The 16,269-nt window shown below is 46.1% G+C and carries 8 protein-coding genes; 2 read left to right on the top strand and 6 right to left on the bottom strand.

Annotated elements, in window-relative coordinates; translation table 11 throughout:
* Positions 1–111 precede the first annotated feature (111 nt).
* Complete coding sequence (locus tag DUN60_RS10935) at positions 112–1,338, top strand: ABC transporter substrate-binding protein (RefSeq protein WP_114633945.1); 1,227 nt, start codon at positions 112–114, stop codon at positions 1,336–1,338.
* A 162-nt stretch (positions 1,339–1,500) separates the two neighbouring features.
* Entirely contained in the window at positions 1,501–4,647 is a 3,147-nt protein-coding gene (locus tag DUN60_RS10930) for a beta-galactosidase (RefSeq protein WP_114633944.1), read from the top strand.
* A gap of 164 nt (positions 4,648–4,811) precedes the next feature.
* Here DUN60_RS10930 and ygjK read toward each other — a convergent pair whose 3' ends face one another.
* The 6 genes from ygjK to ebgA all read right to left on the bottom strand — a co-directional run bounded on the left by ygjK (position 4,812) and on the right by ebgA (position 15,955).
* A complete protein-coding gene (ygjK, locus tag DUN60_RS10925; protein WP_114633943.1) occupies positions 4,812–7,223 on the bottom strand; it encodes an alpha-glucosidase in 2,412 nt (803 codons plus the stop codon).
* A gap of 15 nt (positions 7,224–7,238) precedes the next feature.
* Positions 7,239–8,303 carry a protein YgjJ gene (gene ygjJ / locus DUN60_RS10920; RefSeq protein ID WP_114633942.1) on the bottom strand — a complete coding sequence of 355 codons (1,065 nt, stop codon included), beginning with the start codon at positions 8,301–8,303 and terminating at the stop codon, positions 7,239–7,241.
* A 427-nt stretch (positions 8,304–8,730) separates the two neighbouring features.
* Positions 8,731–10,164 (bottom strand): amino acid permease, encoded by a 1,434-nt coding sequence (locus DUN60_RS10915; protein WP_017080740.1) that lies wholly within the window; start codon positions 10,162–10,164, stop codon positions 8,731–8,733.
* Positions 10,165–10,740: 576 nt separating this feature from the next.
* The gene (locus DUN60_RS10910; protein WP_004734429.1) at positions 10,741–12,165 is read right to left on the bottom strand and encodes an amino acid permease; all 1,425 of its coding nucleotides are present in this window, start codon (positions 12,163–12,165) and stop codon (positions 10,741–10,743) included.
* Positions 12,166–12,382: 217 nt separating this feature from the next.
* Complete coding sequence (locus DUN60_RS10905; protein ID WP_114633941.1) at positions 12,383–12,835, bottom strand: beta-galactosidase subunit beta; 453 nt, start codon at positions 12,833–12,835, stop codon at positions 12,383–12,385.
* Between the two features lie 3 nt (positions 12,836–12,838).
* The gene (ebgA, locus tag DUN60_RS10900; RefSeq protein WP_114633940.1) at positions 12,839–15,955 is read right to left on the bottom strand and encodes a beta-galactosidase subunit alpha; all 3,117 of its coding nucleotides are present in this window, start codon (positions 15,953–15,955) and stop codon (positions 12,839–12,841) included.
* Between the last annotated feature and the right edge of the window lie 314 nt (positions 15,956–16,269).

The raw sequence follows: 16,269 nt of genomic DNA, 5'->3' as shown, positions 1-16,269 counted from the left end.
ACATCCCGAATGGATGAATCATTGAAGAGAAACTAAAACACGCATAACCCTACGAGACAAAACAATAAAAATTGGACTTAGTGAGCTTAGCTCTATAACAAGGACCTCAATATGAAATACGTGAAACATATCGCTGCTACGGCAGTGCTTGCTGCCTCCGTTTCTACAACAGCGTTTGCAGGAACCTTAGTCATCAACTCAGATGCATCTGATCCCGCGCCGAAAGAAGCGTGGGGTGAGATCATCAACCGCTTTGAAAAAGAAAACCCCGATATTACGGTTAAGTACAACTTGTACGATCACGAGTCGTATAAAACAACGATTCGTAATTGGTTGGTCACTTCGCCGCCGGATGTGGTTTTTTGGTATGCGGGTAACCGAATGAAAGCATTCGTTGACCGTGGCTTGTTCGAAGATGTGAGTGACATTTGGGCTGACAACAACATGCAGCAAGATTTTGCTTCAGCCGCACCTGCAATGACGGTCAACGGTAAGCAATTTGGTGTGCCATATACGTATTATCAATGGGGTATCTACTACCGCAAAGACATCTTTGAGCAGTATGGAATTGCTGAACCTAAAACATGGGATGATTTGAAATCGGCATCGGCAACGCTTAAAGAAAATGGGGTTGCACCGTTTGCGATTGGTACTAAGTACCTGTGGACTGCAGCAGGTTGGTTTGATTACATCAACATGCGTACCAACGGCTTGGATTTTCACATTCAGTTGATGGAAGGCAAGGTGCCTTATTCTGACGAGCGAGTGAAGAAAACGTTCGCTAACTGGGCAGAGCTTGTTGAGCCTGGTTACTACTTAGAAAATCACGCTTCTTATTCTTGGCAAGAAGCTCAACCATTCTTGTACAACGGCAAGGCAGCGATGTATCTAATGGGTAACTTCATTACGCCAAACTTCCCGGCTGAATTAGATGGCAAGATGGATTTCTTCCAATTCCCAGTGATCGATCCAAGTGTTCCGATGTCAGAAGATGCGCCAATGGATACGTTGCACATTCCTTCTAAAGCGAAAAATAAGGAAGATGCGCGTAAGTTCCTAGAGTTTGTTGCGCGTGCGGAAAATCAGCAACTCATCAATGAGATGCTGCTACAAATCCCGACCAACAATAAAGCCAAAGCAAAGTCTGATCCGTTCTTAGATAAAGGTGTAGCAATGCTGGCTTCTACCGATGGTACGGCTCAGTTCTATGACCGCGATACCGATCCTGCGATGGCCAAAGAAGGCATGAAGGGCTTCCAAGAGTTTATGGTTCACCCTGATCGCATCGAAAAAATATTGAAGAAACTCGATAAGGTGAGTAAGCGCGCCTTTAAATAATGTGTTATTCGCCGCAGCGGTTCTCGCTGCGGCTTCTACTTTTTCTAAGTTTGTCATTGCTGGTGTTATTTCGTCGGCATTTGTCGCGTCCAAAGCGCGGTTTAAGTACTAAGTATTACTTGCAATGATTCACTTTGAACGGTTTATCGTAAGGAACACTCCATGAGAACTTTCTCTCAAATCATCTCTGCCCGTGAATGGGAAAACCAACACATCACTCATCATAACGTTGTTGAGGCTCATGCTCCTTTGAATGGTTACACCTCGTTGGCTGAGGCTGTGGGGAAGAACTCGTCACGCACCTTGTCTCTCAATGGGGTTTGGAAGTTTCAGCTGTTCGATTCGCCTGAGTTGGTCAGCGAAGAGTTTGTCTCTGAGCATTTTGATGATTCCTCATGGAAGTCGATCGCAGTGCCAAGCAACTGGCAGATGCAAGGCTTTGATAAACCGATCTATACCAATGTGAAATATCCTTTCGCTGATAACCCTCCCTTCGTCCCTAGCGATAATCCGACAGGGCTCTACCGAACGCATTTTAACTGCATGGAACCGGAGCTATTAGATACCCATAGGCTGACCTTCGGTGGCGTGAATTCCGCATTTCATTTGTGGTGCAACGGCAAGTGGGTTGGCTATTCGCAAGACAGTCGATTACCGGCTGAATTTGACGTATCTGAATACTTACAAGCAGGCGAGAACACGCTAGCAGTCATGGTGCTGCGTTGGTCTGATGGTTCCTATCTTGAAGACCAAGATATGTGGTGGCTCAGCGGCATATTCCGTGATGTGACTTTATTGAGAAAGCCCAAGGTCGCCATTGAGGATGTTGGTATTGAGACTCAGCTAGATGCTTGCTATCGCGATGCGGTTTTAAATATTTCTACGAAAATAACCAAGCACAGCAATGATGTAGAAGGCTTCGATAAGCTGAAAGCTGAACTTTATGATGCTCAAGGACAGTTGGTTTGTGAACCTCAAATCGTGGGCTTTGGCGAGCGAGTTGTGGATGAGAAAGGGCCTTGGTCTGAAGTCGCAGAGCACCGCCTTTCGGTCGTGAATCCGAACAAGTGGAGTGCCGAGTCACCCTACTTATATCGTTGTGTGGTGTCATTGCTCAATAAACATGATGAGCTTGTCGATTGTGAGGCTTACGATGTCGGATTTCGATGTGTTGAAATTACCGATAGTTTGCTCAAAGTTAACGGTAAGTCGTTGCTGATTCGTGGTGTGAATCGCCATGAACATCACCCTGAATTGGGTCACACCATGACGCGTGAAGGGATGATTCAAGACATCAAACTGCTCAAACAAAATAACTTCAATGCCGTTAGAACCGCTCATTATCCGAATCACCCATTATGGTATGAACTGTGTGATGAGTATGGCCTGTATCTGGTAGATGAAGCGAATGTGGAAACCCATGGTCAGTTTCCGATGTGTCGACTGTCTAATGATTCGTCGTGGTTGAATGCGTACATGAGACGAATGACAAGGCTAGTGGAGCGCGATAAAAATCACGCCAGCGTGATCATTTGGTCGCTGGGTAATGAGTCGGGTATTGGTCGTAATCATCATGCGATGTATCAATGGGTGAAACATGCTGATCCTACCCGTCCCGTTCAGTATGAAGGTGGTGGGGCTGATACTGCAGCGACTGATATCTTGTGCCCAATGTACGCACGTGTTGATTGGGATCTGCCTGTGGTTGATAGCCAACCTAAAGTCACTCCTAGAGTGGGTATTCGTAAAGCCATTGCTCTGCCTAACGAACAGCGCCCGTTGATCTTGTGTGAATATGCACATGCGATGGGCAATAGCCTTGGTAGCTTCGATAAATATTGGCAAGCGTTCAGAGACAATCCTAGGCTGCAAGGCGGATTTATTTGGGATTGGGTCGATCAGGGGATAACCAAAACCGATACGAACGGACAGAAATATTGGGGATATGGCGGTGATTTCGGCGATGAGATTAACGACCGCCAATTCTGTATTAATGGATTGGTTTTTCCTGACCGAACGGTACATCCAACCTTGCATGAAGTAAAAAAAGCGCAGCAGTTTTATCAGTTCAAGATGGTCTCTGCATCACCATTGGTGATCGAAATAACCAGTGAGTATTTGTTTGATGCCGAGCTTATCGAAACGCTGAATTGGAACATCACGCAAAATGGCGTTATTCAGAGTAATGGAAGCGTCGAATTACTTGTGAAGTCGCAATCGAGCGTACTGCTTGAGCTTGATGGAACCAACGTCGTTTGCCAACCAAATAGCCTTAACTATTTAAACTTAGAAGTGGTGCTGAATACCGCGACGCGGTGGGCTGATAAAGGACACGTGACAGCGATTGAACAACTGAGCTTACCCACCTTATCGCAACTTGTGCTTGATGCGAATGTCTCGACATATCCTCCGAAAGTCAGTGAAACGGAGAAGCGATTGTTTGTGTTTAGCGACGATTACCAAGTTGAGTTTGATGTGTTAACAGGGACTTTAGACCGTTGGCAAGTGAAGGGTGTTGAACAGTTAGTCAGTGGTCTCAAAGATAACTTCTATCGAGCACCACTCGATAATGATATAGGTGTCAGTGAAGCAAACCGAGTCGATCCCAATTCATGGATAGCACGTTGGCAGGCAATGGGGCTTGATTCACTAACTCCTGAGTGTATTGAATTTTCCCACTTCATTCAGAAAAACTCAGTCTCAGTGACGGCAAGAATTGCTCACTTAGTTGAAGGGCAAGTTCGTTTGTTGTCGACTTGGCAATACCAATTATTTGCTGATGGTGAGGTCAAGTTAGATGTGGATGTGCAAGCGGCGAAAGGCTTGCCGTCTTTACCACGAGTGGGATTAACATTCGCATTGAAAAACATCCCTGATGGCGTGAGTTGGTTCGGTCGCGGACCTCATGAAAATTATCCCGATAGAAAGATGTCAGCACACGTTGGCTTACATCAGCAGAGTATTGAACAAATGCATACCCCTTATATTTTCCCGTCAGACAGCGGCTTGCGTTGTGATGTTCGTGACGCAAAAATGGGAGCATTTGAATTGCAAGGAGACTTCCATTTCTCAGTCAGTCGTTTTGGGTTACAGCAGTTACAGAAGGCAAAACATACTTGTGACTTAACCGAACAAGAACAGCTGTTTGTTTATGTGGATGGCTTCCATATGGGCGTCGGTGGCGATGACTCATGGACGCCAAGTGTCCATGACGAATACAAATTATTGAAAGAGCATTACCATTATCAGGTGCGCTTCTATTGTGGTGAGAACGGTCAAAGTACAGTGAATAGAGTAAAAGGATCATAGTAGGCCAAATAGTCTAAATGGTTGTTTATTCGATTATTTTGCTTCAGATATAAAAAAGGCACTCAACATAACGCTGAGTGCCAAAGCCTGAAATTTGTTAATTCGCAGTATCTTATTGAACCGGTGTATTAATGAATCTCAGAGGACAGGTAAAAAGGTTCGATTTACTCTGCGTCAGTAAAGAAATCGTTGTAAAGCATGTACAAGTGAGCCGCACTCCAAGAGAAGTTTGGTGCGCCTTGTTGTTCGCCGGTTAGTGGGTTGTAGTTTTCACGGATTGGACCGTCTTGAACTAATCCATCGGCGTGGTCAAAGAACGCACCTGCCATTTCAATCGCATCGTCACGGTAGCCGTAGCTGTCCATGCCTTTTAGGCCGAAGTAGAATTGATCTACCCATACACGTCCACGCCAGTAAATGTCTGGGCCAAATGCAGGGCTAGAAAGCGCTGCTGTGCCTAGTGGAACGTAGGTATTGAACTCTTCTGTATCTTTCATTACAGAGACAACTGCATCAGCGTTAGCTTGAGTGGCAGCAGCATTGAACAATGGTGACCAACCTTCAGGGCCTTTACCACGCTCTACAATCGGTTTACCTGCACAGCCATTCGCGAGTGGTTTGTCCTCAATGCGAATGTCGTAGAAGAAGTTAGTGCCTTCATCGAACATACAGGTGTTGATGTAGTTCGATAGATGCTCAGCTTTTTCACGGAACTCTTTCGCTTCTGCGTCTTTACCAAGAATGTCAGCCATTTCTGCTAGGTACTTGTTATCGCTGTACATATAGCTTGCTTGATCGACAGATTCTTGCAGTAGTGAGTAGCCAAGTAGCGTGCCATCTTCAGCGCGGTTTTGAGCGAACTCAACATCCCAATCACTGCGCTTGCCGCCATTCGCTACATACGCGTCTAGCTGGTCTTTATCGATGAAACCAAATGCGGCTGCATCATCACGACCCGACTCCCAAGACGCGGCAGTTTGTGCTGGGCTTTCGATGTAATCGTAGTTACCTTCAGCAATCACTTTATCCAGTGCAGCTTGGCCTATAACTGTCTCGTGCTTATCGCCACGAACCACGGTGAAGTACATTTCACCTTCAGGCGTGTTGTGTGCTTTATCGCGTGCTGCGCCGTATTCAGGTACGCCGTTGCCGTTGTTGTCACGGTTGCGCAGCCACCAATCGTGGTATGCCACTAGCTTTGGATACATCTCTTCGAGCCAAGCTTCATCGCTGGTGGTCTTATAGACTTCCATTACTGCCCATGCTGCTAGGCTTGGTTTGGTATTACGTTCATTCCAGTTACCGCCATCGCCGCCACGTTCTGGACTTAGGTTGTAAGCGAGTAGATCGGGCACGTAACCTTCATCCCAAGGACGAACGGCATCGTCAGCCTGAATTTGGTAAGCGAACATCGCGCGGATGTTATCTTTCGCTACATCTGGGTTGAAGTGAGCCATTGCGTAGGCTTGCTTCCATGTGTCCCAAGGCCAAGTTTGGTTGCCCGAGAACCAACGTGCGGTCACGGATGGTGTCACAGAGTCAAACTCCATCGCACCTGCAGCGCCACGCCAGTTACCGTTTAGGGTTTCCATCGCTTTAACCGCAACACGCTCTTGCTCTGGTGTCGCGTTCGGGTTGGTTAAACCCATCTCAAGATAGCCTTCCCAACGTTCTGCTGATGCCGCTAAGAAGTCGGTAGGGTTTGCCATGATCTTTTTGATTTCAGGCTGTTCCGCTTGCGCTTCTTCTGCCGTTAGAACATGCGAGTATGTGGTGTAGATAGTCGTCGATGCTTCAATGTTTGCGGTTGAAGTAAACGCTAAACCATCCACTGTGGTTTGTGTTGGAATCGACTTGTGAACTTGGTACTCAGACTCACCAGAAGTCAGTAGATCCCATGTCGAACGAACCTTACCGAAGGTCACCTTTAGGCCATCGTCGGTCGCGACGATTTGACGGTCATACTCAGGGTAAGTTTCAGCGATGGTTTTGTCGGTTTGTGCCACGCCTTCTTTAGCGTGCGTTTTTTCTAGTAGTTCACCATCCCACACTAATTCGGCTGGGGAGTCAGTGGTGATTTTAGTTTCTAGCAGAGAGGTACGGTTTGAAGCAAAACGCATCGTCATTTCTACTGTCACATCGTCAGATTTTAGCGTTTGAACCAATGCGCCCGGTAGGCTGTAAGCTTCCATAGTGAAAGCCACTTTTTTGCTGTCTTTGAACACGCTTAGGCGGTCGAAGTTATCAGCCATGAAGTTGATGTATTCTTCGGTAAGCAGTGCTGTACCTGGGAATCCGCCCATGCCTTCTGCACTGTCTGGTAGCAGGTGACCGTGCCATGCACCTAGGTCGAAGAATGGGTTAAAGCGTTGGTGGTCATCGAAGTCGTAGTCACGCATGTATTCAGGTGAGCCAGTACGGTCGATAACGTTCTTAAATTCGTTGGCTTGCAGTTGTTCTGTGTCAGATCCTGAGCCAGAGATTGAGTTTGATCCGGAGATTGAGTTTGAAGTACAGCCAGTAACGACAAGGGCTGCACCGATAGCGAGAGCTGCGAATGATTTATTCAGTTTCATGATGAGTTCCTGTTATTACCAGTAGAAGTATTGCATTGCGAACACTTGCGCGTCGCCGATTTCAGTGTCGCTGCCTACGCCAAAGCGGCTGTCGAAAGCAGTCGCAAATGCACCGTTTCCGTATTCGTACCAAACGCCAGCATTGATGTAAGACGTGATTTCTTTGTCGCCATTGTCACCGTCAAAGTTTGCGTAGTTGTAGGCTGCAGATAGGTAAACGCCTTGTGCCGCTTCGTACCATGCACTGGTTTGAATACCAGACTCGCTACCGAAAGACTCTTGGTTGCCTTTATCGGTATCGTGCCAAACACGAGTGGCGAAGTTTTTGTACTCAGCACCCAATAGCAATAGTTCGCCACCATCGTTGTTACGAACTTCACCGCCACCCATTAAGGTTAAGTCGTCGGTCAGATCGTATTGGAGGTAACCATTGACCATGGCGTTCTTATCTTTCCATTGATCTGCGAAGCTGTCGTATTTACCGAAGTGAACGAGAGCATCGTCTTCAGAGAAGTCAGACTCTGGCGCGAAAGAAACGCTGTAGCGAAGCTTGCCTTCTAGGTTTTGAATCTTCACACCAAGGTGCACGTCTCGCGTGTTTGAGATCGCGTAGCCGTATTCAACCGTAGGGTCACCCCACCATTGAACGTCATCTAATGAAGAGTCCATACGACCAATCATGAATTCTGTTTTGCTATCTGTGCGGTAGCCAGCGTAAAAGCGGTTGAAACCACCTTCAAAGCCACCCCAGCCGTGGCCCGTTGCCCAAGCATTGCCTTCGTCGTCGGCTTGTACTGTCCAGCCTTCCATATAAGCAAGACCAAACCAATTACCGTGCTCGATAGCCAAGCCAGCTTCAATGTAAGTACCGTCTGCGTAGCGGCCTTTATCATCACCTTCGAGTGCCACGTGACCACCAAGACCAAGCTCACCATAAAAGTTAAATAGGGTTTCAGTTTCTGTCTGAGGGGGCTGAGTATCACTGTGGTTTGCTGCGGACTCTTCCGCGTGGGCAGTGGTACTTAAGGCAGCAAGAATACAGCTTGTAATAAGAGTGTTTTTAGTAAAACTACTTTTCATTTTAATCACTTCTGTGTCGGGGTTGTAAATGAAGGTTCGCAAGCAGTTCTGACTTCTAATATGGGGTGCTCTTCAAGGCGTATTGGTCAGGTTACTTACGATCGCAAAACCAATATTAATGATAATTTTGATGTTTAAAATTAATTAAGTTTAAAAGTGTGATCTATTTTTAGTAAATATTTACTTTGTTTTTATTTTGACTTTCAGTTGAATTTGCAGAGGTATGGCTAGGGTTGTAAGTATTCGGGAGGTGAATTGTTTGATGGGTGGTTAGATTGTTGGTTCGAATGTTTTGATTCTTGAATGGCTTTGATTTAATCGAGATGGTTAGTGGAAATGTACCGACAAATAAAAAGGCACTCACCAAATGTGAGTGCCTGAAGTTTAAGTCAGAGTGCCCGAAGTTTAAATCAGAGTGCAGGGAAAACTAAGCGTTCGCCGGTTCCGGTTTTGCCTCTAGTTTTTTCTCTTCTGGAGATAAGCTTTTTTCATATTTGCCGTACTTCCACCACGCGTAGCCAAGGAAGATAACAATCCCGCCCACGTTGTAGAAGATGATGGTCATGATGTCAGCACCTGTTGGGAAGGTTGACGCAAAGAAGCCAACAGTGAAAATGCCGATCAGAATCGAGACCACGGTAATGCCTGTCATACGTGAGCCCATTCTGAAATCACGAGGTAAGTGATCCAACTTCAAACGTAAATTAAGGTACGCGATCATGATGAATAGCGGTGGCAACATCGATGCTGCAGCTGTCATGTTGATAATGGTACTCATCAGATCTTGAACCGTATCGGACGCCAGTGTCGGAATGAACATCAGTGGAATCACAATCAAGAATTGAATCCAAGCCGCACGCTCTGGAACGCCTTGTTTGTTTAGAGCGACCGTTTTCTCACCGAAGATACCTTTAGGGATCTCTGAGAAGAAAATCTTAACCGGAGTCGCTGTCCACATCAGTAGAGAGCCCAGCATCGCCGTGAATGAAACCACGCCCACAAAGCGATTCATTAGGATTTCAGACAACCCAAAGTGTCGTGCTAGCCCTTCGAATACCTGCACTGAGCCGCCAGTAAATTTAAGCTCTTCTCGCGACACAAACACGTTTGCTAGTACTGAACCCACCGAGTAAAGCGCACCAATGAAGATACCGGCAATGATGATCACTTTAACGAAAGACTTGTGACCACCTTTGATGTCGTTGACGTAAACCGCTACCGATTCTGCACCGCCAGCCGCCATGAAGATCCAAGTGATTACCCCAAGGAATGCCCAGTTAAAGCTTGGTGTCATCGCTTCAATGGTGATTGGGTCTGCTGGCTCGATACCACCGATCAAAGCACCGCCAGACAACAAGATGTAAGACATTGTTAGCAACAACATAAGCGACGATGTTAGTGAGGTGATGGGGCCTAGTAGTTTCGCGCCATTGTTTGAAATGTGCGTAGCAATCGCAAACAAAATGGTACTGAGGATCGCCGTGGTGATTGGCGTGAATATGTACTCAAACCCTAAGAACGCATACGACGCATAAGCGATAATTCTAGGCAGCAGAGAGGTGAAGAAGAACAGATTAACAAACCAGTAGGTATAAGCCGAAATAAACGCCCAGCGGCCGCCTAGAGAGCTTTTAACCCAAGAATAAACGCCCGCTTCAGAGTTTTTATTCAGTGACACAAACTCTGCGACGATCAAACAAAAAGGCACAAAGTAAAAGATGGTGGCTAGAAAGAACATCGGTGCCGAGGAAAGGCCTATCTCGATGTTGTTGTTAATGATGTTGTTGAAGCTGTATACCGCCGCGAAGGTCATAGACAGTAGGGCAAACTTGCCTATCGTACTGCGTTTATTTTCGGACATGATGTTCTCCGGTGAATCACGTTGATGATCGTTATAACTTGGTCCTAGAGAGGGAGGCTCTAGGCCGCACTTTTATTGTTATGTTGGTTTGGCAAACACCCGCTTTGTTTTGTCAGGGTTGGCTCATTGTTGTTTTTATAGATTTACGATCGGACTTCTTAGCGCTTTTCTTTCTTGATTTTCAGTAAAGTTATTACCAAAAAAAAGAGTTAAAGGTTAAGAGGTTCATCAAAGAGATTGTTTGTTTCATGAACGACGATTTGTAAGGCTTGTAGGGGCTTTTTGTCGTTTTTAAATATGAACTCGTTCGTCTCTTCAGCAAGAAGATTAAAGATTAAGCGGCGGGAAGTTAATCAAAATTGATCAAATATGTGACCTTGAGTAAATAAATTTAGTTAATATTTTACCTTTGTTTTTGTTCGGGTTTTATTACGATTTAATTAACGTTTTTCGTGAAGTGAACCCTTGACGGAATGGCGTTTTTATTTTCGGGTGTTGGTTTTTAATTGTCTGATTTAAAACAAAAAAAAGCGCCATGGTAGGCGCTTTTGAAATTGGTTCTAATGCTGCTAAGTATTACGATTGCTTAGCCGCTTCTAGCTTTGCATCTTTACCTGCTTGCTTCTTTTCAAAGCGAGAGATCCACCACCAAGCGATAGCTGAGAATACAGCCGTCATAAATACATTGACGAAGAACGCTTGCATTAGGTCTACACCTGTTGGGAATGCTGACGCCGTCATGCTGACAACAAAGATACCGATAAGTACTGACACAACAGACATACCTTGAACTCGAGTACCCATGCGGAAGTCACGTGGTGTATCGTCATGCTTCAAGCGGAATACAAAGTACGCCACCATGATGAAGATAGGCGGTAACATTGCGGTACCTGCTGTTAGGTTGATTGCTGTGTTCATCATGTCTTGCACAGACTCAGAACCGAAGCCGTTAACCACTAGCATTAGGAATACGAACGCAAACTGCCACCATGCTGCGCGTACTGGCACACCGTGTTCGTTAAGCTCAGTCGTCTTCTCACCGTAAACACCTTTAGGGATTTCAGAGAAGTGAATTTTTACTGGAGCTGCTGTCCACATCATCATTGAACCGAACATCGCAACGAATAGGATAATACCGACGAAGCGACCCGTTAGAGATTGTGAAATATCGAAGTAGTTCGCCATACCAGTGAAGATTTCAACCATGCCGCCAGCATAAGTGAGTTCATCACGTGCAACGAATACGTTCACTAATAGAGAACCGACTGCGTACATGATACCGATAGCGATACCCGCGCTGATGATCACCTTGATGAAAGACTTATGACCACCTTTAACATCGTTTAGGTAAGCGGCTGCAGTTTCTGCACCACCGGCTGCTTGGAAGATCCAACACATAATGCCTAACGTTGCCCAGTTGATGGTTGGTGTCATGGCTTCAAGCGTGATTGGCTCTACCGGTTCATGGTTACCACCGAGTGCCATCATTGCACCGATAACGTAAACCGCGAACAGTGCAAATACACCGTATGCAACGATCTCTGCAATTTTACCTAACCAGCTCGCACCTTTGGTCGAGATGTGTGTCGCTGCTGCAAACAGACCTATTGATATTGCCGAAGTCACTATCGGAGAGAAGGCGTACTCGTAGCCAAGCATCGCGTAAGACGCGTATGCGATAACGTTGGGCAGCAATGATACAAACCAGAATAGGTTCACGAACCAATAGAGGAATGAACCTAAGTAGGCGGCTTTTGAGCCTAAAGGTTGTTTAAGCCAGTCATACATGCCTGACTCAGAATTTTTATTTGCTGATACGAATTCAGCAATAATGAATACGAATGGAATGAAGTAAATAAGAGTCGCAAGCAAAAAGATAGGGGCTGAACTCAATCCCAATTCGATGTTGTTATTTACAATGTTGCGAACGTTAAATACCGCTGCAAATGTCATGGAGAGCAAGGCAAATTTACCTAACTTACCGCGTACAGATTCAGACATAGTGTCCTCCAAGGGTCACGTAATTATAGTCGTTATTTCTTTAGGCTTCCTTGTAGGGAAGAAGCGTAAAGGCGTTATGCAGTGTGACTGAGCCTTGAACGGCAAGCCTCAGTACACACTGTGAATAGATCTTGTTGTTGCTGCTTTCGGCTGTTTAGCTTCAGCAGCTTGGTTTCGGTTACTTATTTAGTTCAGTTACTTACTTAGTTTCGGTTACTTACTTATTAAGGAAGTAACCGTCTTCGATAGTTACTTTCAGCACCACTTTGCGTACACGGTTATCACCGTGGAATCGGTAGGCTTTGCTGTTATCAAATATCGCTACTTGACCTTCAATGAGTTCACGAGTTTCACCGTTACCCATTAGGTGTTCACGGTCAGTCTCATCGCTGTAAGCTTGGATTTGCTCTAGCTCTGACTTGGCTGTGAACTCGACGGTTTCACGACCTTCTAGGTAGTAATGCACGTCGAAGTAACGACGGTTGCCAGTAAAGTTTTCGGTGTTACGAGCCACGCAGTCTTCAATCATGTAAGCCAGTGAGTCACCAATTGAATACATCACGCCATCTTTGATGTTGCCGATGTTTTCAATCGCTTCTACACAGCGTTGCCATTTACGACCGTCGCGGTAAACGACTTTAAATTGTTCTAAGTTTTCTAAAACGATCATCGCTTATGCCTCGTTCTTTTGTGGTTGAGCTTTCGGTGTATTCGCCGTAAAAAACTCATCGCCAAAGTTGTGATTGATTAGGTGCTGCGCGTCGCAATCGCCTGCTTGGAATGGAATCAGAGTTAAGCCGTAACTGAACTCGTCCATGTAAACTCGGTAAGAGTCGAGCACTTCGCTGCCCCAAGAGTTCGAGCCTAAGCCCATCACTTGGTGATCTAGGTTTAGCGTGATGTAACCGCTCTTCTCTAGCTCAATGGTGTGTTGTGCTTGATGTAGGTTCTGGTTGGTGTAGAACCATGCGCTGAAGTTGATTTCTTGCTGTGGTTTTACTGCAATACCATTACCCGCGCGGCTTGAAAGCGCAGCCCAACGAACGTGTTGGCGGTTGCCGTTGTTTTGTGGGAACGGGTAGTTCTCGAACATGTCAGCCACAGTTGATTGGTAAACATCAATCATGTTGGCTTGCTTGCTGTCTTGGTAGTTCTCTTCAGGACCGCGGCCGTAGTATTGAACTTGGTCGAAGTCACCGTTGATACCCATGTCGAAACCAATCACTGGAATCACGTGAGGGTAATCACCGTAACGTTCGCCACTTAGCTCAACGTTCAGTTGACCTTCAGCACTGATTTGGTAGCGATACTCACAACGCATGCCGAAATCAAATACTGGTGGAGCAACGATGCTGGTGGTGGTGATCTCTACCTTGCCGTTAACTTGCTCAACGTTTAGCGTGCGGAAGTGCTCTTGCATGATCTGTAGGTGTGCAGGCTCCCAGTAACCATCGTGCTCTTGCTTATGGTTATCAATCATTGGCTTGAAGAAGTTCAGCTTAGGCTCAGACTTAATCAGTTCCTCGCCATTCACTAACCATGACGTCAGTTTGCCGTTCACTTTCGAGAAGTTCAGAGCAAAGTTGTGTCCTTTGATTAGGTAGGCTAAGCGAGATTCTTCAACATTCAGTGCTGTCGCATTATTGTTAGTGAAGGCGTCAAGTTGTGCAGTGTTCTCTTTCACTTGGAACTGATAAACCGCAATGTCGTGGTTCGCTTCGCTGTATGAAGTACGATAATCCTTACGAACTGTAAAGTTCACAAACACTTCACGCTCATCAAGCTCTGGCAAATTAAGCGTCAGTTCACGGCTAGAGTTCTCAGCCAGCTCTTCAACCTTGATATGCTGTACCGCAATGGTTTTACCCTCAGCGCGGATTTCCGCAGTGATGGTGTAGTCATCGATGTTTGAGAACCAAAGCTTGTTGTCTACTGTGAAGGTGCCAGTTTGTGCATCGAAATCGCGAAGCTTCACTGGGGCAATCACTTGTTTGTACTCTTTCAAGCCAGGGCCTGGTGTTTGGTCTGGGTAGATCAAGCCGTCCATGCAGAAGTTGTAGTTGTTCGGGTAGTCACCATAGTCACCGCCGTACTTGTAGAACTCTGTGCCTGCTTCATCACGCGCTAGAATGCCGTGATCACACCATTCCCAAACATAGTGACCTTGAATCGCGTCATGCTTGTAGAACACGTTTTGGTATTCAGTTAAACCGCCTGGGCCGTTACCCATTGCGTGTGCGTATTCACAGATGATGCGTGGCTTTTCGTGTGGGAATTCACCGAAGGCATTCATCAGTTGAGCACGTGAGTACATGGTTGAAATGATGTCGACCACTTCAGCATCACGGTCTTCTTCGTAGTGAACTAGACGGGTGTCATCAATCGCTTTTGCTGCATCGTACATAGAACGGATGTTGCAGCCGTAGCCTGACTCGTTGCCTAGCGACCACATGATGATAGAAGGGTGGTTCTTTTGAGCGAGGATATGACGTTCGATACGTTCAACAAACACCGCTTCCCATGCTGCATCGTTAGTGATGCGGCTTAGGTCGCCAACGTTGGCAAAGCCGTGTGTTTCAACATCGGTTTCGCCCATCACGAATAGGCCGTAGATGTCACACAATTCGTAGAAGCGTGGGTCGTTCGGGTAGTGCGCTGTACGTACTGAGTTGATGTTGTGTTGCTTCATCAGTACTAAGTCTTTCTCGACGCGATCCATGCCAACAGCACGACCTTTCAGGTGGTCGTTGTCGTGACGGTTCACACCGTGCAACATCACGTACTTGTTGTTGATGTAGAACAGACCATCGCGAACTTTAATGTCACGGAAACCAACGCGCTGTGGAATCACTTCCAACACCTTGCCGTCAGCGTCTTTCAGCGTAAGCAACAGTTGGTATAGGTAAGGGTTTTCAGCGTTCCATTGAACAGGGTTAACCACATCAATAGAGAATTGAGTCTCTACATTGCCACCAGTCTTATGATTAGGGACGGCTAAGCTATCTACAGAGCCTTGCGAGATAACTTGGCTGCCATCAAGCAATGCGTACTCAAGGGTTGCGTTTACCGCTGCTGCTAGGTTTTCTAGTTCCACTTTGCACGACAGAGTAGCGCTTTGGTAAGCGTCGTCGAAGTCAGTACGAACGGTAACGTCTTGAACGTGCAGCTGTTCTTTGCCCACTAGGTAAACGTCACGGAAGATACCGCCCGTCCACCACATGTCTTGGTCTTCAATGTAGGTTGAGTCGGCCCATTGCATCACGCGAATAGAAAGTAGGTTGTTGCCTGCTTTTACGTGGCTAGAGAGATCGAACTCAGCGGTGAGGCGGCTGCCTTTGCTGAAACCCACGTACTCGCCGTTTACGTAAACTTCGAAGTAAGTCTCTACGCCATCAAATTTGATGATGGTTTGCTTATCGTCCCAGCTTTCGCCAAGGAAGAAAGAGCGTTGGTATGCACCGGTTGGGTTGTCTGATGGTACGAAAGGCACATCAATTGGGAATGGGAAACCTTCATCTGTGTATTGAAGATCGCCGTGGCCTTCCATTTGCCACATGTTTGGAACCGTAATGTGGCCCCAGTCGCTCATTTCTTGAGAGTAGAACTCTTCAGGAACCAATAGTGGATTGGTGAAATAGCTGAAATTCCATTGGCCACTCAATAGTTGGAAGTGGCTGCTAAGTTCACGCTGAAACGTTTTTGCATTCTTTTCTGATGCGTATGAGAAGAAGTATGCACGCGGTGCCATACGGTTCTCATGTAAGTTCAGGAAGTTTTCCCAGTTGTTCACGTTGCCTCTCTCTCGGCCTAAATGCAATTTGCTGACCGACGTTCTTATGCGTAATTGGGTCGTAGTGAATACGAGTATTTTTGGACTGAGGTAATTATTAGTAAAACTTTTACTAAATGAAATTGGTGAAAACGTTTTACTTTAACTCCATCACGTTTTTTATGGTCTTTTTACAGTGCTGTGTGATCCACTTAAAAGAATGCTATTGGCTGTTTTATGAAGCAGGCTAAAGAGGCAGGTATGTGTATATAGGCGTATGTGATGGGCACAAAAAAGGCCACCTTCAACAAAGGTAGCCTTAGTTTATCTATTTG

This window comes from Vibrio splendidus, assembly GCF_003345295.1.
GTDB classification, from domain to species: domain Bacteria; phylum Pseudomonadota; class Gammaproteobacteria; order Enterobacterales; family Vibrionaceae; genus Vibrio; species Vibrio splendidus_K.
The sequence above is the reverse complement of the archived record's forward strand: the minus strand, read 5'-3'. Positions and strand labels throughout refer to the sequence as shown.

Excerpts from the sequence above, each read along its gene's own strand:
- DUN60_RS10935 (WP_114633945.1), top strand. The coding sequence starts at position 112 with ATGAAATACGTGAAACATATCGCTGCTACGGCAGTGCTTGCTGCCTCC.
- ygjK (WP_114633943.1), bottom strand. The coding sequence starts at position 7,223 with ATGAAACTGAATAAATCATTCGCAGCTCTCGCTATCGGTGCAGCCCTT.
- DUN60_RS10930 (WP_114633944.1), top strand. The coding sequence starts at position 1,501 with ATGAGAACTTTCTCTCAAATCATCTCTGCCCGTGAATGGGAAAACCAA.
- DUN60_RS10910 (WP_004734429.1), bottom strand. The coding sequence starts at position 12,165 with ATGTCTGAATCTGTACGCGGTAAGTTAGGTAAATTTGCCTTGCTCTCC.
- DUN60_RS10905 (WP_114633941.1), bottom strand. The coding sequence starts at position 12,835 with ATGATCGTTTTAGAAAACTTAGAACAATTTAAAGTCGTTTACCGCGAC.
- DUN60_RS10915 (WP_017080740.1), bottom strand. The coding sequence starts at position 10,164 with ATGTCCGAAAATAAACGCAGTACGATAGGCAAGTTTGCCCTACTGTCT.
- ygjJ (WP_114633942.1), bottom strand. The coding sequence starts at position 8,303 with ATGAAAAGTAGTTTTACTAAAAACACTCTTATTACAAGCTGTATTCTT.